Origin of the sequence: Synechococcus sp. Lug-A (genome assembly GCF_024345655.1) — a bacterium.
In the GTDB taxonomy this organism is placed as follows: Bacteria; Cyanobacteriota; Cyanobacteriia; order PCC-6307; family Cyanobiaceae; genus MW101C3.
In genome coordinates this window covers 66,624-86,143 of record NZ_JAGQBN010000008.1, presented here as the reverse complement: position 1 = coordinate 86,143, position 19,520 = coordinate 66,624, and the positions used below count along the sequence as shown (strand labels likewise).

Sequence of the window (19,520 nt, the reverse complement as noted above, 5' to 3'; positions counted from 1 at the left end):
CGTGGAAGGATGGACCCCCGCGGGAACCGTCTGGACAGTTGATACCGCTGCGATCTCCCCAGGATGCCCTGACCCCCACCGCCGTCGCCCTTGGGAGCTTCGACGGCCTGCACCAGGGTCACCAACGGGTCATTGCCTCGATCGCTGCCGCCCCCACCGCTGGCCTGGTGCCCACGGTGGTGAGCTTCTGGCCCCATCCCCGCGAGCTGCTGCATGGCGAGCCCCGCCTGCGCCTCGATCTGCCCAGCGAGCAGCTCTCGCTGCTTCAACCCTTCGGCATCCGCCAGCTGGTGATGGTGTCCTTCACCCGCGAGCTCGCCTGCTTCACACCGCAGGAGTTCGTCGAACGGGTTCTGGTGGGGGCGCTGCAGTGCCATGAGGTGGCAGTGGGAGAGAATTTCCGCTTCGGCGTGAACCGCTGCGGTGATGCGGCTGCCCTCGTCGCGATCGGCGCCCAGCACGGCCTGAAGGTGTCGGTGCTGCCGATGCTGTGGGATGGCAGCGAGCGGGTGAGCAGCAGCCGCATCCGCAGGGCCCTGGCCGCTGGCCGGATCGATGAGGCCGGGCGGCTGCTGGAGCGTCCCTACCGGTTCAGCGGCACTGTGGGGCGCGGGCGCCGGCTGGGCCGCACGCTCGGCTGGCCCACGGCCAACCTGGCGGTGGACGGGCGCAAGTTCCTTCCGCTGGAGGGGGTGTATGCCGCCCTGGCCTGGACCCAGGGTGGCGGCCCTATGGCGGCGGTGATGAATCTGGGGCCGCAGCCCACGGTGGACCCCCTGGCGCCCTCGGCGGTGGAGGTGCACCTGCTGGATCGCCAGATTGAGCTGGAGGGGCACGTGCTGGAGGTGCAGCCGCTGGCCTTGCTGCGTTGCCAGCAGCGGTTCGAGAGCCTGGAGGACCTCAAGGCCCAGATCGGCCGGGATGCCGAGCAGGCCCGCGCCTTGATGCCCGAGCGCATGCTTGAAGCGGCGGTGGCCAGCTCAGGCGGCGGGATAGGCGTTCGTGAGGCCCCAGCTGATGAAGGCCGCGATGCCGCCCAGCAGCAGAATCCCTGAAACCAGCACCCACATCGGGCTGTCGCCGCCGCCGGAATTCATGGGCTCTGGGAATGGTCCTCCACCCTAACGAGCCCATTCCGTCCCGTCCCCACATTCCCGCCGCGCCATCCCGGCGCCGTCCGCCCGCCTGCCACCTGGCTGGCTCACCTCCACGCCGTCTCATTGCTTCACTGGCCCGCCGCCACGCGGCCTCACCGTTGCCTGCCTCAACCCTTCCCCTGCTCCGATGGACATTCCTTTCTCTGCCTCCGGTCCACAGCTGGCGGAGCCGGCCGTGCTGCGCCTGCTGGACGCCAACCTCGACCGGGCCCGGGAGGGGCTGCGGGTGATCGAAGACTGGTGCCGCTTCGGCCTCGGCCGCGACGACCTGGTGGCCCGCAGCAAGGACATGCGCCAGCGTCTCGGCCGGCGCCATCAGGACATTTATAAGCAGGCGCGCCACAGCGCCACCGATCCGGCGGCGGGCCTGGCCCATCCGGCCCAGCAGCAGCGGCTTGGCTCCGCGGCAGTGCTGGGGGCCAATGCCGCCCGGGTGCAGGAAGCCCTGCGGGTGCTCGAGGAATTCGGCCGCAGCAGCGATCCGGAGCTGGCGGCGGAGGCCTCAGCGCTGCGCTATCTCGCCTACGACCTGGAAGTGGCCGTGCTGCAGGCCACGGCGGGCCTGGGCCACCGGCGCCAGCAGCTGGCCTCCTGCCGGCTGTATCTGATCACCAGCCCCTGCCAGACCCTTGAAGCTCTCGAAACCACGGTGGCGGCTGCCCTGGAGGCGGGGGTCCGTCTGGTGCAGTACCGGGCCAAGCAGGCCGACGACAGCCAGCGCTTCGCCGAAGCCACCGCCCTGCGCCGGCTCTGCGCCGGCCATGGTGCCCTGTTCCTGGTGAACGACCGGGTGGATCTGGCCCTGGCGGTGGACGCCGATGGCGTGCACCTGGGCCAGGGGGATCTGCCGCCGGCGATCGCCCGTCGCCTGCTCGGGCCGGAGCGCTTGATCGGCCGCAGCACCCACTGCATCGAGCAGCTGCGCCAGGCCGTGACCGATGGCTGTGACTACGTGGGGGTGGGGCCCGTGCATGCCACGCCCACCAAGCCCGGCCGCGCACCGGTGGGGTTCGCCTATCTCAGTGAGGCCGCGGCGGAGAGCCCGCTGCCCTTCTTCGCGATCGGCGGCATCGAGGCCGCCACGCTCGCGCCGGTGCTGGCGGCCGGCGCCCGGGGGGTGGCGGTGGTGCGCGCGATCATGGAGGCCGCCGATCCGGCGGCGGCCAGCCGCGAGCTGCTGGCCGCCCTGCCACCACTTCACTCAGCACCATTTCCCTCACCACCCCTGCCCTGAACTCCGTCGCCTCCACAACCTCTTCGCCCTTCCGCTGCCGTGACCCTCTCTCTGAAACTCAACGGTGAGGCCCGCCAGTGCCAGGCAGGTCTCAGCCTGCAGGAGGCGCTGAAGCACTTCGGCTACGAGCCCCGCCTGGTGGTGGTCGAGTTCAACGGCACGGTGCTGGCCCGGCGGCATTGGCCGGAGCAGCCCCTCAACGATGGCGACGTTCTGGAAGTCGTCACCATCGTGGGGGGTGGTTCCTAGATTCGAGCCATTCGCAGCGGCAACTGACGTGTCCTCTCCCCAAGCCACCGGCCGTGCCAGCGCGGGGCGCCTGCGCCTGTCGGCCTGGCTGGTGCTGCCGTTCCTGCTCAGCACCCTGGTGATGTTCGCTGCGCCGCAGCCGAGCCAGGCCGCCAGCGGTGGCCGCATCGGCGGCGGCAGTTTCCGTTCCGCCCCCTCCATGCCGCGTAACTTCAGCGGCGGTGGTGGCGGGAGCTTCGGGGGTGGCGGCTACCGGGGCGGCGGTGGCGGCTTCGGCGGCGGCATCGGCTTCCCCTTCCTGATCCCGATCTTCGGCTTCGGCGGCGGCGGCTTGTTCGGCTTCCTGGTCCTGATGGCGATCGTGGGCGTGATCGCCAACACCCTGCGCGGTGGAGGTGGCGGCGCGCTGACCGGCGGCAATGGCGGCGGGGCGATGGTCGCTCCCCGCGCCGACGGCCCCGTGGCAGTGGCGCAGCTGCAGATGGGCCTGCTCGCCACGGCCCGCGATCTGCAGAGCGATCTGCGCCGCCTGGCAGCACAGGCGGACACGGGCAGCAGCGCCGGCCTGCAGCGGGTGCTGCAGGAAACCACCCTCTCGTTGCTGCGCAACCCCGATCTCTGGGTGTACGCCAACGTGGAAGTGGGTCAGGTGCCCTTTCCCAGCGCCGAAACCACCTTCAACCGCCTCTCGATGACAGAGCGCAGCAAGCTGCGCCGCGAGGTCACCTCCAATGTGGGCGGCAAGCGCTTCCAGGATGCCGCCGCGCCGGTGGGCAACGCCGATGCCACCAGCGATTTCATCGCCATCACCCTGCTGGTGGCCAGCCGCGGCCGCATCCCGATCAAATCCGCCAGCACCGCCGACGACCTCCGCAACGCGCTTGGCGTGCTGGGAGCTGTGAGCTCCACTGATCTGCTGGCCCTCGAAGTGATCTGGCAGCCCGAAGGCGAGGGCGAAGTGCTCAGCACCGAGGAACTGCTTACCGCCTACCCACAGCTGCAGCACCTCTGAGCCTCAGCCACGGCTGCACGCGCCACACAGCCATAGCCGTTCAACCCCTGCAAAGGCCAAGCAACGGCTGCAGCCGCTCGATCCCATCAGTTGAACCGGCTGTCGGCCACAGCCGCTTCAACTGCTTGAGCTGGCAACCCACTCAGTGATCGCCCTGTTCATTTGCGTTGAGGATGCGCAGAGCGGCCATGGCGGCACCGTAGCCGTTGTCGATGTTCACCACGGCAAGCCCTGGCGCGCAGCTGGCGAGCATGCCATGCAGCGCTGCCATGCCGCCGGCACTCACGCCGTAGCCCACCGACACCGGCACGGCGATCACCGGCTGGGGCAACAGCCCGGCCACCACGGTGGGCAGGGCCCCTTCCATGCCGGCGCACACGATCAACACGCGGGCACGCCGCAGCCGCTCCAGCTTGCCGAGCAGGCGCTGCAGTCCCGCCACGCCCACGTCCACCACCAGGTCGTGGGCAATGCCGTGGCAGCGCAGGGCCAGGCCCGCCTCCTGGGCCACGGCCAGGTCGCTGCTGCCGGCGCACACCACCGCCACCGACGGCGTGGCAGCCACGGGCGGCTCGCTGCTGCCCTCCTGCAGGCCGAGCGTCAGGCAGCGGGCGATCGGGTGATAGGCCAGAGCCCGCTCTGCCGGTAGCGGCGGCAGCGCCTCTCGGCAGAGAACGGCAACAGCGGCAGCCTTCTCGTCGCTCACGCGCGTCACCAGAACGGTCTGGGCGGTCTGGGCCAGCCGCAGCAGGATGGCGGCGATCTGTGTAGCGCTCTTGTCCTGGCCCCAGATCGCTTCCGTCATCCCCAGCCGTAGCGGACGCTCCAGATCGAGCTCGGCCACCCCAGCAATCAGGCCGGGCCCCGGGTTGTGCTGAGACGCGATCTCGGGGTCGTTGTGGGGAGGGATCGGCCCGGTGCCGAAGGTGTTCATGGTTGCGGAAGCAGTTCGGCGCTGCCCAGCAGCGCAAAGGGGTTGTCTGCGGTGGTGGGCAGAGCCAGACAGCGGCGTGCCTCCGCCTCAAAGCGTTGCTGGGGCTCCGCCAGGCTGGTTTCTGCAAGGCCATGCCAGTCGGACGCCCGCCGCCAGCGGATCAGCAGCACGCCTTCCGTGTCGCGGGCGTTCCAGAACAGCTCCCGGCCCGCGAAACCCTGCTGCCGCTCCAACCAGGGCCCCCACCCCACCGCTTCAGCCTGCAACCAGCAGTTGCGCTGCTCTGCCGGCACCCGCAACCGCAAGAGCTCGATGGCTCCAGCTCCGATGCCCACGTCGGCCCTGGCTGCCACGTCTGCGCCAGCTTCCAGGCCTGAGCCGGCAGCGCCCGGCGCGGCAAGAGCCATGCCCGGTTGTAGCCCAGGCGCCACCAGCAGGGCCAGCCCCAGGCAGAGCGCCAGCCACCAACCCTTCATGGTTTCTGCAGCAGGGCGACGGCATGGCAGGCGATGCCCTCCTGACGGCCGGTAGGCCCCAGACCTTCGTTGGTGGTGGCTTTCACCCCCACCTGTTCCGGCTCCACCGCCAGCCGTGCGGCGATGGCGGCGCGCATGGCCTCGATGTGGGGCTTGAGCTTGGGCTGCTCCGCCACCACCACCGCATCCACGTTCACCACCTGCCAGCCCTGCTCGCGCACCAGCTCCATCACCCGCTCAAGCAGCAGCAGGCTGTCGGCGCCTTTCCAGCGCGCGTCCTCCGGCGGGAAATGGCGGCCGATGTCGCCGAGGCTGAGGGCGCCCAGCAGGGCATCCATCAGCGCGTGCACCAGCACGTCGGCGTCGCTGTGGCCATCGAGGCCGAGCGGATGGTCGAGCCGGATGCCCCCGAGGATCAGGGGCCGTCCGCTTACCAGCCGGTGGATGTCGTAGCCGTTGCCGATGCGCAGCTGCATGCCGAAGCCGTGAGGCGAAGCGGAGCCATCATGGGCATTCTCCCGGCGCGGACGCGTCCTCCGCGCCGCCTCCCTGCTCCAGCCAGCGCTGGTAGAGATCGGGGCGGCGCTCGCGGGTGCGCTGCAGTTGCTGCGCGTGGCGCCAGCTGGCGATCACCGCGTGGTGGCCGTTGCGCAGCACCTGGGGCACCTCCATGCCGCGAAAGCTGGCCGGGCGGGTGTACTGGGGATGCTCCAGCAGCAGGGCGCTGTGGCTTTCGTCGTCGAGCGAGGCGGCGGTGCCCACCGTGCCGGGCAGCAGCCGCACCACCCCATTGATCACGGTCATCGCCGGCAGCTCCCCGCCAGTGAGCACGAAGTCGCCGATCGACACCTCCGCATCGGCCAGGCTGCGGATGCGTTCGTCGAAGCCCTCGTAGTGGCCGCAGAGCAGCACCAGCTGGTCGCAGCTGGTGGCCCAGTGGCGCAGGTGGGCCTGCCGCAGAGGCTGGCCCTGCGGGCTCATCAGCAACACCGTGCGGCGCTCCAGTTGCGGGATCGCCTCGAAGGCGGCGAAGACCGGCTCGGGTTTGAGCACCATGCCCGCACCACCGCCGTAGGGCACATCGTCCACCTTGCGGTAGCGGTCGGTGGCGAAATCGCGGGGGTTGTGGGTGTGCAGGCTGGCCCGACCGGCGGCGAACGAGCGGCCGATCACCCCGAGCCCGCGCAGGGGCTCGAAGGCCTCCGGCACCAGCGTCACGACATCGATCCGCAGGCCGCTCACGGTGCTCAGGAGGCGCTCACGCGGCGAATCTCGCTGCAGAAACTGGCCACCGCGGCACTGCCATCGGCGCGGTGCTCCACGCTGCTGCGCAGGCGCAGGTTGGGCTTGGTGAACCAGATCCGTTCCCGCACCAGGCCCTCACGGCGCTGAAGTTCCAGTTCCAGGCTTCCGTCAGGCCAGAGTTGCCAGCGACCGATCGTTCCGTCGACGCCCCGCAGGCCGCCGTCACCGTCAAAGCCGAGCGTGCTACGGATGCCCTCCGGGGCATTCACCTGCAGGCCGCCCAGATCGCCTGCGGCACCTGCCTCCAGCAGGGTCACCTCCACCTCCCCCCGCTCGCTCAAGGGAGCGGCGCCGTCGTCTGGGTTGCTGCTGGCGCTGCCGGCCAGCGTGCTGCGCAGACCCATCCAGCGGCCGGCGCAGAGCTGCAGGAAGGCGGGCAGATCCGCCGGTGGGAACGCTGGGCTCGGGCCGGTCATGGCGGCAGTGGGCGGGCGGTGCGCCCATCCTGAAGCACGGCTCAGGGCCCAGCGGCAACGGCAGGGGCCAGCGCGCCGCCGGGCGGCTCGCGCGGCCAGCCTTCACTCCTCCCGGTAGCCCAGCTCCGCGAGCCGCGCCGGGTTGCGGCGCCAGTTCGGCACCACCTTCACGAACAGCTCGAGGTACACGGGCCCGTCGAACACCTTCTGCATCTGGACGCGGGCGCCGCTGCCGATGTCCCGCAGCATGGTTCCGCCCTTGCCGATCAGGATGCCTTTCTGGCTGGAGCGCTCCACCACCACCGTGGCGAGCACGGCCGTTCGCTTGCCGTCTTCCACGATCCGCTCCACCTGGACCGCCACCGAGTGGGGCACCTCCTCGCGGGTGAGGGTCAACACCTGCTCGCGGATCAGTTCGGCGAGCAGCAACTGCTCCGGCTGGTCGCTGATGGTGTCGGCCGGGTAGAGCGCCGGGCCCAGCGGCAGCCGTGCCGTGAGGGCCGCCACCAGCGCCTCGCAGCCCTCGCCACTGGTGGCGCTGCACGGGAAGAGCTCGGCGAAGGGGGCGAGGGCTTCACGGGCGCCTGCGCCGCTGGTGGCGTCAGCAGGGGCACCACCGGGCTCGTCGCCGCGGAAGCCGGTGGTTCCTCGGTCGTTCAGCAGGGCGTCATAGCTGCGTTGCAGGGCGGTGGCTTCCGCCGGATCCACCAGGTCCCATTTGTTCAGGGCCACCAGCACAGGCCTGCGGCTCTGGCGCAGCAGCTCCACGATGAAGCCGTCGCCGCGGCCGGCCGGCTGGCTGCCGTCCACCAACAGCAGCACCACGTCCACGTCGCCGATGGCGGAGCGGGCGCTGCGCACCAGCCGTTCCCCCAGCAGGTGATGGGGCTTGTGGATGCCGGGAGTGTCCAGCAGCACCAGCTGGGCGGCGGGAGTGGTGAGGATCGCCCGTAGACGGTTGCGGGTGGTCTGGGCCACGGGGGAGGTGATCGCCACCTTCTCCCCCACCAGCTGGTTGAGCAGCGTCGATTTGCCGACGTTGGGCCGGCCCACCAGGGCCACGAACCCGGAGCGGAAGTCGGGCGGGTGGCTCGCCGGTAGGAGCGGAGAATGCATACCTTCAACAGTGTCATCCCAAGGGCCGTCGATGTCTGCCTCCACCCCGGCTTCACTCGGTGCGGGAGCCGGAAGCCCCGCTGCTGTTCCCAGCTTTCCGCAGGCCATGGAGATCACGGCCCAGTGGCTGGGCTTGTGGGAGAACGGCGAGCTGAGCGACGAAGTGCTGGCGGATCGGGTGGGGGAGCTGGTGCAGAGCCGCGATGGCGCCCGGGGGTTCTTCGTGGTGGCGCTGGCCGGCGATTCCCCCCTGATGGACCGCCTGCCCGATGGCCTGGTGTGGCAGTTACGCCAGGCAGGCGCCGGGGTGGTGGATCTCACCGCCCGCAACCTGGCGATGAGCAAGGCGATGGCCTTGCACCATCAGCGCCAGGACGATGGGGCCATGCAGGCCAGTTCCGAGCGGGTGCACCAGCGGTGTGTGGAGTTGCTGCGCCTGCTGGACCCCAGGGCTGTGAAGGAGCGGCTTGAAACGCTGCTGGAGGCCACGGCAGGCCGTGGTAACGACGTGGCTTTCCTGGAGCGCTGGGGCTACGACGCCGAGCAGCGTGCCGCGATCGCGGCGGCGATCAAGGAAGTGGCAGAGCCCGCTTGAGAGGGAATGGCTGCTTGCAAGCGCATGGGCCGGCAGTTGGTTGGTGGGCTTGATCCCTCACCGCACCATCGCCGCCACGTTGCCGCCGTCGACGGTGAGCACGGCGCCGGTGGTGCGATCCAGGCGGGCCAGGGCCACGAAGGCCTCGGCCACATCGGCGGCGGTCACTTCCCGGCCCAGCAGGTTGCCGCCCATGTAGGCGGCCTCGCTGACGCCGCGGGCGACGGAGCGCGCGCGGATCATGGCGTCGTCGAGCAGGCCGGAGCGGATGCGATCAGCATTGATGGCATTGGCACGGATGCACTCCGTACCCCCCTCGAGCGCGTATTGGCGCATCAGCGCCAGCAGGGCCGCTTTGGCGATGCCGTAGGCACCGAAGTTCGGGCCGGGATTGAGGGCCTGCTTGGAGACGTTGAACAGCAGCTGGCCGCCCAGCGGGGAGGGATCGGGAGCAGCTGAGGTGAGGCCTGCGCCGTCCTGGGCGCGGAAAACGGCGACTGCGGCCTGGGCCACGTGCTGGTGGGCGAAAAGGTTGAGCTCGAAGCTGGCACGCAGATCGGCGTCTTCAAGGGTGGCGATCGGGCCGGTCCAGGCGGCGCCGGCATTGGACACCACCAGATCGAGGCCACCGAAGCGGGTCACCAGCTGATCGATGGCCGCGCGCACCTGCGCCGGTGCGGTGACATCGGCATTGAGCGCCAGCGCCCGCTTGCCGCAGCTGGCGGCCACGGCGGCAGCCCCCTCGGCGTCACGATCGAGCACGGCCACCTCAGCACCGACGACGGCGAAAGCCCGGGCGATCGCCGCGCCGATGCCACCCGCTCCACCGGTGACCAGCACCACGTGCCGGGCCAGGGGCAGCTCCTTGCCCTTGCCGAGCTTGGCCTGCTCCAGGCTCCAGTACTCCATGTCGAAGGTGTCGTCCTCACCAACGGGCTGAAAGCGGCCCAGCGCCTCGGCGGCCAGCAGCGTCTGGGCCCAGGCCTCGGCGATGTCGGCGGTGACGGCAGCCGCCGCCGCACTGGCGCCCACCCCCACCAGGCCCAGGCCGGGGATGGCGATCACGCGTGGCAGGGGATCCAGCGGCGTCTTGTGGCCGCCCACGCGGCTGTTCTGGCGGTGCACGTAGGCCTGATAGTCGTCCACATAGGCCTGCATCGCCGCTTCCAGTTGCACCGCCCAGGACTGCAGAGCCGGCCCGGCCTCGGGACCCTCTGCCGGCGGCGCCGGCGGCAGCACCAACGGTTGGGCCTTGGTGCGGATCACATGGTCGGGGGTGGCGACCCCCCGCCCGGCCCAGTCGCCAAGGCGCTGGTCGTTGGCCACCGCCAGGGCGGTGGCGGTCTGCCGCAGATCCAGCAGCCAGCGGCGCGCACAGCCCTGACGCCCGGCGGCCCGGCTCAGGGCCCCACGCACCAGCGGCAGCAACGCCGCCGCAGGTGCCGGGCGGCTCGGCAGGGCGCATGGCTGAAACAGGCGCTCGCTGGGGCTGAGGGCGCGCTCGGCCTCCTCCACCAGCGCAATCATCCGCTCGTAGCTCTGCTTGGCCGTGGCCCCGAAGGAAAACAGCCCGTGCTGGAGCAGCACCATCCCCTCCAGCTCCTGGCCGCGGGCGGCGGCGGCCTCGGCGGCCGCCTCATAGGCCTCGGCGGCGGCCTTGGCCAGCGCGAAGCCGGGCATCACGTAGGGAACGATCGCCACCCGCTCGCCATAGACCCGGCGGCACACCGTCTCGGCGTCGGGCTGATCGGCCAGCGCTAGCAGCGCCACCGCATGGGTGTGATCGATGAAGGCGTGGGGCAGGAAGGCATGCAGAAGGGCCTCCACCGAGGGGTTGGGCGCCGCCGGATCGATCAGGTGGCGCCGCTGGGCCGCCACCATGTCCTCGTCGCTGAGGGACGGCAGCGCGCGCAGCCGCAGCAGCGGCTCCAGCTGCACGGCCGGGTGGCCCGGCGGCTCGATCGTGGCCAGATCCCAGCCGCTGCCCTTGACGCACAACACGGAGATGGTGTCGCCGAGGAGGTCGGTGACGCTCGTTTTCAGCGAGGTGTTGCCGCCGCCGTGCAGCACCAGTTCCGGGTCGGCGCCCAGCAGGCGGGCGGAGTAGGTGCGCAGGGCCAGCGCCTCGCTCACGCCCCGGGCGCCGTAGTGGGCCACAGCCGCCTGCGCATCGGCGTCGGACCAGCGGTTGAGCACGGCCATGGGACGGGAAGGAGCTTGGGGGAGACTACGGGGAGCCACCCTGCAGGGCCTGCCCGTGTCGTCCCACTGCCGCCGCAGGCCCCCGCTCACCCCGCAGCAGAAGGGCAGGGGGTGGGCGGCTGCAGCGTTGCTGCCGGTGGTGCCACTGGTGCTGCTGGCCCTGGCGGCGCCCGGCCCGGCCCAGCAGCCGAACCCGCCCCAGATTCCCCGCGACGGCTGGAAGGACTGCGAGTACAACGGCAAGCCCCTGGCCTGCGTGGACGAGCAGATCCCCGGCGGCCTGAAGATCCGCTGGAAGGACGGCCTGTCGATGACCTACCGGGAGGTGTCCGGCAAGGGCAAGGACCCCAGCGGCAGCGACCTGCTGCGCGACCGGCTGGGGGGCCTCTGGCGCCGGGAGCTCTACGTGCAGGGCAACATCTCGCTCACCAACGACGCCAACGGCAACCGGATCTTCGTGCCGCTGCGCTTCCCCTGCAAACCGCCCCTGAAGGGGGAGGTGGGCTACTGCCGCTACTGACCCCGCCGCCATGAGAGCGATTCTCGCCACCCCTGCCCTGGTGGACACGGAGCTGCCGGAGCCCGTGCCCGGCCCCCACGACCTGCTGGTGCGGATCGAGGCGGTGGCAGTGAACCCGATCGACACCAAGCTGCGGGCGGCCGTGGGCCCCGGCGCGGCTCCGAAGCAGCTGGGCTGGGATGGTGCCGGGGTGGTGAGCGCGGTGGGGGAGCGGGTGCGCCGCTTCCGAGTGGGGGATCCGGTGATGTTCGCCGGCGATGCGGGCAGGGCCGGCTGCAACGCCGAAGCCGTGCTGGTGGACGAGCGGCTGGTGGGGCGCAAACCGGCCCGGCTCTCCTGGGCCGAGGCAGCCAGCATTCCGCTGACGGGGCTGACGGCCTGGGAATCACTGTTCGAGCGGCTCGGGCTCGATCCGCCCGACGCTGGTGCGGCCGGGGGCGGGGGTGGCCCCAGCCTGCTGATCCTCGGCGGCGCCGGCGGGGTGGGCTCGATCGCCATCCAGCTGGCCCGCCGGGCCGGGGCGGTGGTGATCGCCAGTGCCTCGCGCCCCGAGAGCGCCGCCTGGGTGCAGGAGCTGGGGGCCCACCACGTCGTCGACCACCACCGGCCCCTGGCTCCCCAGCTGGCCGCCCTGGGCTTCGAGGCGGTGGATCGGATCGCCAACTTCAGCGACACTGACGCCTACTGGGAGGTGATGGCCGAGCTCATCGCCCCGCTGGGCTCGATCGTGGCGATCGTGGGCAACCGCCACCCCCTTGACCTCAACCGGCTCAAGGCCAAGAGCGTGACGTTCGCCTGGGAGTTCATGTTCAGCCGCTCCCAGTTCCAGACCGCCGACATGGGGCGGCAGGGGGAGATCCTGGATCACCTCGCCGCGCTTTTCGAGGCCGGCGAGCTGCGCCCCACCCTGGGCCGCACCCTCAGCCCCATCAACGCCGCCAACCTGGAGCTTGCCCATGCCCAGCTGGCCTCCGGGAGCACGATCGGCAAGATCGCGCTGGTGGGCTGGGACTAGGCCAGCCGCGCCACCAGCACCCGGTGGCGGGGGTCGCAGGCCTGCCGGCGCACGTCGCGGAAGCCGGCCTGCTCCAGGGTCCTGGGCAGATCGAGGCTGAAGTAGTCGGCCAGGTAGGGCTCGGTGCTCTTGAGCAGGGTGGCGATCGGCGCCGGCAGGCGGCGGATCACGTCTGAATCGGGGTCCTGATCCACCAGGGCCACCACCCCGCCGGGCCGCAGCAGGCGGGCCGCCTCCCGCAGCACCGCCTGGGTGGCGCCTGCGGGCAGCTCGTGGCAGACGAACTGGAGGGTGATCAGGTCGACGCTGGCCGCCGGCAGGCCGGTGGCTTCGGCGGCGGCGTGGTGCCAGCGGCGGATGCGGCCGCCGGGGTCGCGGACCCTGGCCACCGCCAGCATCTGGGGGGAGAGGTCGAGGCCGTCGACGGCGACGCCTGTGCCCTCACGCCGCTCCAGCCAGTTCTTGAGGGCCAGGGTGCCGACGCCCACCGAGCAGCCGATGTCGAGGGCACTGCGCACCGGGCCGGTGAGGCTGGGCTCGATCGCCGCGAAGATCGCGTCCCGCAGCCGCCGCTGGGCGTCCTGGGGCTCCAGGGTTTCCCCCGGCCACACCCGCAGGGCCATGGCATCGGTGGCCTGCTCCGCCTCACCGGCCGCCTGCCAGCAGAGGTTGCCCTCCTGGTAAGCGTGGAAGCGGGCCCGGTAGTAGGCCGGCGTGGCGGTGGCCGCATCCGTGCTGCTGGCCAGCAGCGGCTCGGCCTGCCGCACGAGCTCCTCGCGCCGGGCCCGCCAGGCGATGCCGCGTCGCTCGGCGGTGCGGATGATCAGCTGGCGGGCCTGCAGGAACAGCAGCCGGCGCAGGGGCTCGACCGCCAGCAGCCGGTCGATCAGCCAGCCGAGGGGATGGCGCGAAGCCACCCAGTTGGGGGGCGGGGCGGCGGCGGTCAGGGCCGGAGCGGCGGGCTGGGCCTGGGCCATGGCGGCGGAGCGGCAGCGGCGGGGGACTGCATTCTCGCCGCAGCCAGCCCGGCTGAATCGGGGTACGGTTGCACTGCTGCCGCGAAGACCAAGCCATGCACTGGCGTCCCCGTCTGCTGGCCTTCTCCACCTCCCTGCTGGTGGGAGCCGGCGCCCTGGTCGGCGGAGCCGCCCTGGCCACCCCGGCCGGATCCCTGCTCAAGGGCCTGTCACTGCCGCTGCCCAAGCCGGCCGCCAGCCTGTTCGCCGCGAACGCCATCGGCCAGACCAGCCTCAACACCCAGCTGCCCGGCAAGCCGGACGAGCTGCTCGCCAAGGTGAAGGCCTCCCTGGCCAAGCAGGGCTACAGCGAGCGCAAGATCAACACCGTGGTGGGCCCGTGGGGCTTCAACCTGGTGCTGGATCCGCCGGCGGGCACCAAGGTGGATGGCACCGCCGAGGGCAAGGCGGCCGCCCTGGTGCTTCAGGCCACCGCCCTCGGCCCCAACCAGCTGAACCTCAACGTCCGCTTCGAAGGGCTCTGAGGGGTCAAGGACCAGAGTGGCCCCATGGACAGCAAGCCAGCCCCCAACTGGTGGGCCCGCAACTGGAAATGGCTGGTGCCGGCCGGCTGCCTCACGGGGGTGGCCGGGCTTGCCGGCTTCATCGCTCTGATCGTCGGCCTCGTGTTCGGGCTGATCAAATCGACCACGCCCTACCAGCAGGCCCTGGCCAAGGCCCAGAAGGATCCGGTGGTGATCAGTCGGCTGGGCGCCCCGATCAATGGGGGCTTGCTGGTGTCCGGCAGCGTCAATCTTTCCGGTGGCACGGGCCAGGCCAACCTGGCCATTCCCCTGCAGGGGTCCAGGGGCAACGGCACCCTGTACGTGGAGGCCCGCCAGAGCGCCGGCACCTGGACCTACTCCACCCTGACGGTCCGACCGGACGGCGCCGGTGAACCCATCAGCCTGCTGCGGCCCTCGCTCTGAATCGAGCACCGGGCGGCGACGGGCAGCTGATCAACCCGCGGCCACCGCCACCGAGGCGGCATAGAGGGCCTGGAGGCCCGCCTCGCTGGCCGGCGCCACGCCCCGCTCGGTGATCAGGGCCGTCACCAGGCGGGCGGGGGTGACATCGAAGGCGGGGTTGAAGCCGTCGCTGCCGTCGGGCACCAGCTGCACGCTGGTGGGCTCCCCTGCGACGGGCTTGCCGGCGATGCGGGTCACCTCCAGGGGGGAACGGGCCTCGATCGGGATCTCGGCCACCCCGTCGGCGATCGACCAGTCGATGGTGGAGGCAGGCAGGGCCACGTAGAAGGGCACGCCGTTGTCGTGGGCGGCCAGGGCCTTGAGGTAGGTGCCGATCTTGTTGCAGACATCGCCGCAGCGTGTGGTGCGGTCAGTGCCGACGATCACCGCATCCACCTGGCCGTGCTGCATCAGGTGCCCGCCTGCGTTGTCGACGATCACCGTGTGGGGCACCCCTTCGCGGCCCAGCTCGAAGGCCGTCAGGCTGGCCCCCTGGTTGCGGGGGCGGGTCTCGTCGACCCACACGTGGATCGGCAGGCCGCAGCGGTGCGCCTTGTAGATCGGCGCCAGGGCCGTGCCCCAGTCGACCGTGGCCAGCCAGCCGGCGTTGCAATGGGTGAGCACGTTCAGGGGCTGGCCGCGGCGCTCCTCGGGGCGGCGGGCGGCGATCTCCTGAAACAGGCGCAGGCCGTGGTCGCCGATCGCCTCGCACATGGCCACGTCCTCCTCGGCGATGGCGGCCGCCTCGGCCTTGGCCGCCTCGGCGCGCAGCTCCACCGCCAGAGGCAGCACGGCGGCCCGCACCCGCTCCAGGGCCCAGCGCAGGTTGATGGCGGTGGGGCGGGTGGCATCGAGGCGCTCGAAGGCCTCAGCCAGGGAGGCATCGGAGGGATCGGCCTGCAGGGCCAGCATCAGGCCGTAAGCCCCGGTGACGCCGATCAGAGGAGCCCCCCGCACCACCATGGTGACGATCGCCTCGGCCGCCTCCTCAACGCTGGTGAGCGAGCGGGTGACGAAGCAGTGCGGCAGCAGGGTCTGGTCGATCACACCGACCGAGCGGCCGCCATCCTCCAGCCAGATGGTGCGCCAGGGCCTGCCGTCGATGTTCATGGGGGTGCGGGGGGTGCGGGCATCGGCCCCATTGTTTCGCCCTGCTGCCCAGCGGCGCCGGGCGGGGACGTGAGCCAGAACACCACGGCAGGAAATGATCAGAAAACCAACCTAAAATCAGCGAAACCCATCCCTCCAGGCCATGGCGTCGAATCCGGTCACCTGGTTTGAGCTGAACGTGCACGACATCGAGCGGGCCAAAGCGTTCTATACGGCCGTGTTCCAGGTGGAGTTCCAGGACTTCTCCAACCCAGAGATGGCCTACTGGTGCTTCCCGATGGATGACGGGCAGGTGGGCGCCGGTGGGGCATTGATGAAGATGGCGGGGTGCGAACCGGGCAAAGGCGGCACGATGGTGTATTTCAATTGCGACGATTGCGCGGTGGAGGAAAGCCGCGTGGTGCCCGCTGGCGGCACGGTGTGCCGGCCGAAGATGGCGATCGGCAACTTCGGCTTCATCTCCGTGGTCATCGACACGGAGGGCAACCCAATCGGGCTGCATTCGCTGCGTTAGCCGAAGCCACCAGGGTCAGGCGGCGGAAAGAAGGCGTCCTGTTCTGGCGGTTGTCGGCGTTGGAACGCAGCCTTCAGCTCGGGCAGCGGTATCCCTTGTCGTTGAACAACACCAGGCAGGCATCCGCCACCTCCGAGTCGTAGAGAACACCGCGGTGGTGGGTGATCTCCTCGACAGCGGCAGTGGGGCCCAAGCCTGCACGGTAGGACCGGTGGAAACACATCGTCTCAACCACGTCGGCCACAGCCAGGATCCTGTCTTCCATCAACAATTGATTGCCTGGCAGGGCGTCAGGGCATCTACATCCGTTGATGTGCTCGTGGTGTTCCAAGTGGCACTGCACAGCTAAGCGGCCAGGCTCGTCAATCCGCCCGGCCAGGGGAACTACAGGTGCCGCCGATGTTCATCGCGTGGTCAGCTGGGAGGTATTCAGTTGATGCAGAGCGGATGACCTGCTCATGCGTTGCGGATACAGCACTGATGAAGGCGTAGAGGCAAGAGCATCTGGTGGCGGGAAGGAGCGGGGAGCCTTTCCAAGTCCATCCCCCTCGCGGGATAGTCACTGAGCGGACCATTGTTTCAGCATGCCATTCGTGCACGAAACCTTCCTGCAGCAAGCCATTCATTCAGCGGGCAGCGCGTGCTGCGCTGCTGCGACGGCCATAGACAATGGCGCCGAAACCGGTGACATACATCAACAGGCTGTAGACGGCGGCTGGTATCGCCATCTCCGGGCTGTTGAGCAGGCCGGCGGTGATGGCGATCGCCAGCGTGCCGTTCTGGAGGCCCACCTCGATCGCCAGGCAGATCCGCTGAGCTGGGGGCAGACGAAACAGACGGCCAGTGAAGAAACCCGCCAGCATCGCCAGCAGGTTGAGCATCAGCACAGCGAGGCCCACCTGCGCCAGGAAGCCCGGCAGCCTGGTGCCCTCCCGCGCGAGCAACAGCACAATGATGAGCGCCAGCAGCCCCGCCGCCAGGCGGCTCATGTGCGGCTCGAGACGTCGCGCCGTTCTGGGGAAGCGCCGGCGAATGATCATGCCGATCGCTGTAGGCAAGAGGGTGATCAGGAAGATCTGCAGCATGGTGGATCCAATTGGCAGGGAAATCGCCGCCTGCGCGTTGAGAAAATGCTGCAGTGCCAGGTTGGTGAACAGCGGAATCGTGAACACGGTGAGGATGCTGCTCACGGCCGTGAGAGTGACCGACAACGCCACATCACCCCGCGCCAGATAGGTGAGCAGGTTGGAGGAGGGGCCACCAGGACAGAGCGTCAACACAATCAGACCCACCGCAATCGTCGGCTGCATGGGCACCACCAGGGCCACAAGAACGCCGATCAGCGGCAACACCAGGAGCTGGCACAACGTACCGATGGCCACAGCCTTGGGATCACGTGTGATGCGCTGAAAATCCTCAGCCACCAGACTGAGCCCCATGCCCAGCATCACGATCGCCAACGCAAGCGGCAGCAGAACCGCCGTGAAGATGGTGCTTTGCATCAGCCGCTGCTGGTCAAGAGAGGAAAGAAGTCTGCCGGCCTAGACCCTAATCCCAGCCCTCACCGGGCTCACGTACAAGCCGGACCTGAGGCGCGGGCCTGGGGTGCTTTAGCGATCCAGACAAGAGGCCGCAGGCGGTGAGCCAGCTCTGGCGATCACCCTGAAGGGAGCTCATGAAAGCGCATCAGGAGACCAAAGCCAGAAACCTCATCTGAGGTCAAAACCAGGAGCCAATCCTGTGTCAGGACGTCCTGAGTGTGCCCAGGGGCGATACCCCCTGGCCTCCCTGTGGCCATCCTCCAGCCAACAGGTGACCAACCTTTGACCGAGCCGCAGCCAACCGGGGGCGACCCCGTGGCCAACCGCAAGGAGGCTACTCAAGATGTTACGAACCTCCCATCTGCGAAGGATGAAGCTCAATAGGAATGGCATGGCCACCTGCACCTAGCACGACGGGAATGGTTCCAGGGAACAGAGCTGGTTTGACGAGAAGCAGCCAGTCAGTCAGTTTTCCGGAGATAATCCGGAGCTTGATCATCACTGTGGGCATGGCCATAAACAACACCCGATGGGAAGTACTCGGCATCGAACTGCACCTTGCCGGCCACCTCCTCACCCGCCACCTCAGCAATGAAGCGCAGCGTGAGATCAATACCAGCAGAAACACCCGCAGAACACCAGATCATTCCATCCCGGGTGAATCGCTCCTCCACCACCTCCACATCGCCAAAGGCACGCAAACGATCCAGCGAGGCCCAGTGAGTGGTGGCTCGCTTGCCGGCGAGCAGCCCCGCCGCCTGCAGCAGAAAAGCACCGGTGCATACGGACAACACCGCCTGACAAGAGCGGGCCTGCTCCGCCACGAACTCCAGCAGGCAAGTGTTGAACACTTCTACGCGGGTTCCCTGGCCGCCCGGTACCAGCAAGACATCGAGTGCTGGGCACGCCTCGAAGGACACATGCGGATTGATCGACAGGCCATTGGCGCAGACCACCGGCTCCAGCCGCTCCGCCACGGTGAGGCAGCTGCTGGGGCCACCGTCATGCTGCTTCCAGAGCGAGAACATCTCCCATGGGCCGATCACATCGAGCTCTTCAACCTGAGGAAACACAAGAAGGCCGATGTCCATGGAGAAACCTGCAGGTGAAGGTCTGGGCCTGAAGCTGGGAGCAAGGGCATACCCACACGGACGCCCCTCGTGAAGCCAGCCGGCGGCAAGCGCTCCGGCCTGGACGACAAAGGACGCTCCTCTTCATCATCGTCAATGTCGCCGACCGAGACGTGTGCCTGCATGCCCATCGAGGACTTAGCAACAGTCTTGTTATAGAGGCTGGCCCCAACGCTTGCAAGAAAGACAGCGAGCAACCAGCCTGCAACAAGTAAGCCAATATCCTCCTCTCTGCTGTCAGGGAAGTGGTACCCAATCAACGCGATCGCCATCTGCGCGAACCCTTCAGCAACCCCTCATCCATGCCAGTCTCCATGCTGAAGCATGGCGATCACGACAGCATTGCTGAGGCTCAGGACCTGGAACAGAGATGGCCAGGCTCAGGGTCATTGCGGAATGCCAAAAAGACAAGAACCGGTGGAAGCGAGAAGCCACACGGATCCGTCAACAAGGTGGCATCAGAACCTCGTCGGAAAATGGTGAATCCAGATCGGTGGCATGCACGTGCACATCGGGATCGGCGCAGAGGATAGCCACCAAGTCGTTGTGCAATGCTCCGGCAGCTTCATCGGCACCGGTGTTAACGAAGCGAAAGCGACGCCAACTCCACCGTCTTGTGGGAGTAGCCCCATCGCCGAGGTAGAGCTCCAGGCTGCCATCAGCACAGGCACGCCCATAAATACACACGCCAAAGGTGAAGGGGTAGCCGGCCAACTCCACCCACCACCCCCAGTCTTCACAACAGAAGAATGGAGCAAGGTATCCAAGTTCCCGCAGTCTGTCAGTGAGATACTCCGCCAGGGCCTTCCCATAGGTGCCTTCGTTGATGATCTGATCAGCTTCTCCTGGAAGAATGGAGAACTTCGCAGATGTGATGTGGATGAAGCGGGTCATCGGCAGGTCACCACCTAGAGCCGGCAGTCAGGCATCGCACCGAGACAACGCAAAAAACTCCAAGCCTGAATCCAGAAATGACTTGAACCATGGCTCCTCGTCTGCCCCGAAGCGAG

At 69.0% G+C, this 19,520-nt stretch carries 23 protein-coding genes; 10 read left to right on the top strand and 13 right to left on the bottom strand.

What is annotated here, in order from left to right; all coding sequences use genetic code 11:
• The first annotated feature begins 38 nt into the window (after window positions 1-38).
• The 4 genes from KBY86_RS07705 to KBY86_RS07690 all read left to right on the top strand — a co-directional run bounded on the left by KBY86_RS07705 (window position 39) and on the right by KBY86_RS07690 (window position 3,652).
• Entirely contained in the window at window positions 39-1,055 is a 1,017-nt protein-coding gene (locus KBY86_RS07705; RefSeq protein WP_255140730.1) for a bifunctional riboflavin kinase/FAD synthetase, read from the top strand.
• Window positions 1,056-1,284: 229 nt separating this feature from the next.
• The gene (locus KBY86_RS07700; RefSeq protein ID WP_255140729.1) at window positions 1,285-2,391 is read left to right on the top strand and encodes a thiamine phosphate synthase; all 1,107 of its coding nucleotides are present in this window, start codon (window positions 1,285-1,287) and stop codon (window positions 2,389-2,391) included.
• A gap of 39 nt (window positions 2,392-2,430) precedes the next feature.
• Complete coding sequence (gene thiS / locus KBY86_RS07695; RefSeq protein WP_094512617.1) at window positions 2,431-2,640, top strand: sulfur carrier protein ThiS; 210 nt, start codon at window positions 2,431-2,433, stop codon at window positions 2,638-2,640.
• Between the two features lie 28 nt (window positions 2,641-2,668).
• On the top strand, window positions 2,669-3,652 hold the full coding sequence (locus KBY86_RS07690; RefSeq protein WP_369803013.1) for a DUF1517 domain-containing protein: 984 nt from the start codon (window positions 2,669-2,671) through the stop codon (window positions 3,650-3,652).
• 142 nt (window positions 3,653-3,794) lie between these two features.
• Here the strand turns inward: KBY86_RS07690 and larB are convergent, their stop codons facing one another.
• The 6 genes from larB to era all read right to left on the bottom strand — a co-directional run bounded on the left by larB (window position 3,795) and on the right by era (window position 7,899).
• Window positions 3,795-4,586, bottom strand: coding sequence for a nickel pincer cofactor biosynthesis protein LarB (gene larB / locus KBY86_RS07685; RefSeq protein ID WP_094512615.1), 792 nt, complete (start codon window positions 4,584-4,586; stop codon window positions 3,795-3,797).
• Window positions 4,583-5,062, bottom strand: coding sequence for a TIGR03792 family protein (locus tag KBY86_RS07680; protein ID WP_255101031.1), 480 nt, complete (start codon window positions 5,060-5,062; stop codon window positions 4,583-4,585). Before KBY86_RS07680 ends, larB begins: the two co-directional genes overlap by 4 nt.
• A complete protein-coding gene (ispF, locus tag KBY86_RS07675; protein ID WP_094512614.1) occupies window positions 5,059-5,538 on the bottom strand; it encodes a 2-C-methyl-D-erythritol 2,4-cyclodiphosphate synthase in 480 nt (159 codons plus the stop codon). Before ispF ends, KBY86_RS07680 begins: the two co-directional genes overlap by 4 nt.
• 28 nt (window positions 5,539-5,566) lie before the next feature.
• The gene (trmD, locus tag KBY86_RS07670) at window positions 5,567-6,295 is read right to left on the bottom strand and encodes a tRNA (guanosine(37)-N1)-methyltransferase TrmD (protein WP_255140768.1); all 729 of its coding nucleotides are present in this window, start codon (window positions 6,293-6,295) and stop codon (window positions 5,567-5,569) included.
• A gap of 14 nt (window positions 6,296-6,309) precedes the next feature.
• Window positions 6,310-6,783 carry a phycobiliprotein lyase gene (locus KBY86_RS07665; RefSeq protein WP_094512613.1) on the bottom strand — a complete coding sequence of 158 codons (474 nt, stop codon included), beginning with the start codon at window positions 6,781-6,783 and terminating at the stop codon, window positions 6,310-6,312.
• Between the two features lie 102 nt (window positions 6,784-6,885).
• On the bottom strand, window positions 6,886-7,899 hold the full coding sequence (gene era / locus KBY86_RS07660) for a GTPase Era (protein ID WP_255101030.1): 1,014 nt from the start codon (window positions 7,897-7,899) through the stop codon (window positions 6,886-6,888).
• A gap of 31 nt (window positions 7,900-7,930) precedes the next feature.
• Here era and KBY86_RS07655 point away from each other — a divergent pair, with 31 nt between their 5' ends.
• Window positions 7,931-8,494, top strand: a complete 564-nt coding sequence (locus tag KBY86_RS07655) for a hypothetical protein (RefSeq protein WP_094512611.1) — start codon at window positions 7,931-7,933, stop codon at window positions 8,492-8,494.
• A gap of 57 nt (window positions 8,495-8,551) precedes the next feature.
• Here the strand turns inward: KBY86_RS07655 and KBY86_RS07650 are convergent, their stop codons facing one another.
• Entirely contained in the window at window positions 8,552-10,696 is a 2,145-nt protein-coding gene (locus tag KBY86_RS07650) for a bifunctional aldolase/short-chain dehydrogenase (protein WP_255140728.1), read from the bottom strand.
• 55 nt (window positions 10,697-10,751) lie between these two features.
• Between KBY86_RS07650 and KBY86_RS07645 the strand changes: the two genes are divergently transcribed.
• Window positions 10,752-11,216 carry a hypothetical protein gene (locus tag KBY86_RS07645; protein ID WP_255140727.1) on the top strand — a complete coding sequence of 155 codons (465 nt, stop codon included), beginning with the start codon at window positions 10,752-10,754 and terminating at the stop codon, window positions 11,214-11,216.
• A 10-nt stretch (window positions 11,217-11,226) separates the two neighbouring features.
• Window positions 11,227-12,231 carry a zinc-binding alcohol dehydrogenase family protein gene (locus tag KBY86_RS07640; RefSeq protein ID WP_255140726.1) on the top strand — a complete coding sequence of 335 codons (1,005 nt, stop codon included), beginning with the start codon at window positions 11,227-11,229 and terminating at the stop codon, window positions 12,229-12,231.
• Here KBY86_RS07640 and KBY86_RS07635 read toward each other — a convergent pair.
• Window positions 12,228-13,208 carry a class I SAM-dependent methyltransferase gene (locus KBY86_RS07635; protein WP_255140725.1) on the bottom strand — a complete coding sequence of 327 codons (981 nt, stop codon included), beginning with the start codon at window positions 13,206-13,208 and terminating at the stop codon, window positions 12,228-12,230. The two genes, KBY86_RS07640 and KBY86_RS07635, sit on opposite strands and share 4 nt — an antisense overlap.
• Window positions 13,209-13,303: 95 nt before the next feature.
• On the opposite strand from KBY86_RS07635, the gene KBY86_RS07630 reads away from it, so the two are divergent.
• Together KBY86_RS07630 and KBY86_RS07625 are read left to right on the top strand one after the other, a co-directional pair.
• Entirely contained in the window at window positions 13,304-13,732 is a 429-nt protein-coding gene (locus tag KBY86_RS07630) for a hypothetical protein (protein WP_255101024.1), read from the top strand.
• Between the two features lie 24 nt (window positions 13,733-13,756).
• Window positions 13,757-14,176, top strand: a complete 420-nt coding sequence (locus KBY86_RS07625) for a cytochrome c oxidase assembly factor Coa1 family protein (protein WP_094512598.1) — start codon at window positions 13,757-13,759, stop codon at window positions 14,174-14,176.
• 30 nt (window positions 14,177-14,206) lie between these two features.
• Here the strand turns inward: KBY86_RS07625 and mtnA are convergent, their stop codons facing one another.
• A complete protein-coding gene (mtnA, locus tag KBY86_RS07620) occupies window positions 14,207-15,325 on the bottom strand; it encodes an S-methyl-5-thioribose-1-phosphate isomerase (protein WP_255140724.1) in 1,119 nt (372 codons plus the stop codon).
• 142 nt (window positions 15,326-15,467) lie between these two features.
• On the opposite strand from mtnA, the gene KBY86_RS07615 reads away from it, so the two are divergent.
• A complete protein-coding gene (locus KBY86_RS07615; RefSeq protein WP_094512593.1) occupies window positions 15,468-15,839 on the top strand; it encodes a VOC family protein in 372 nt (123 codons plus the stop codon).
• A 73-nt stretch (window positions 15,840-15,912) separates the two neighbouring features.
• Here the strand turns inward: KBY86_RS07615 and KBY86_RS15285 are convergent, their stop codons facing one another.
• The 4 genes from KBY86_RS15285 to KBY86_RS07600 all read right to left on the bottom strand — a co-directional run bounded on the left by KBY86_RS15285 (window position 15,913) and on the right by KBY86_RS07600 (window position 19,404).
• Window positions 15,913-16,182, bottom strand: a complete 270-nt coding sequence (locus KBY86_RS15285; protein ID WP_399221249.1) for an HD-GYP domain-containing protein — start codon at window positions 16,180-16,182, stop codon at window positions 15,913-15,915.
• Window positions 16,183-16,465: 283 nt separating this feature from the next.
• On the bottom strand, window positions 16,466-17,341 hold the full coding sequence (locus tag KBY86_RS07610) for a bile acid:sodium symporter family protein (protein WP_094512587.1): 876 nt from the start codon (window positions 17,339-17,341) through the stop codon (window positions 16,466-16,468).
• Between the two features lie 500 nt (window positions 17,342-17,841).
• Entirely contained in the window at window positions 17,842-18,471 is a 630-nt protein-coding gene (locus KBY86_RS07605) for a DJ-1/PfpI family protein (RefSeq protein ID WP_255140723.1), read from the bottom strand.
• A gap of 483 nt (window positions 18,472-18,954) precedes the next feature.
• A complete protein-coding gene (locus KBY86_RS07600) occupies window positions 18,955-19,404 on the bottom strand; it encodes a hypothetical protein (protein ID WP_255140722.1) in 450 nt (149 codons plus the stop codon).
• Window positions 19,405-19,520 lie beyond the last annotated feature (116 nt).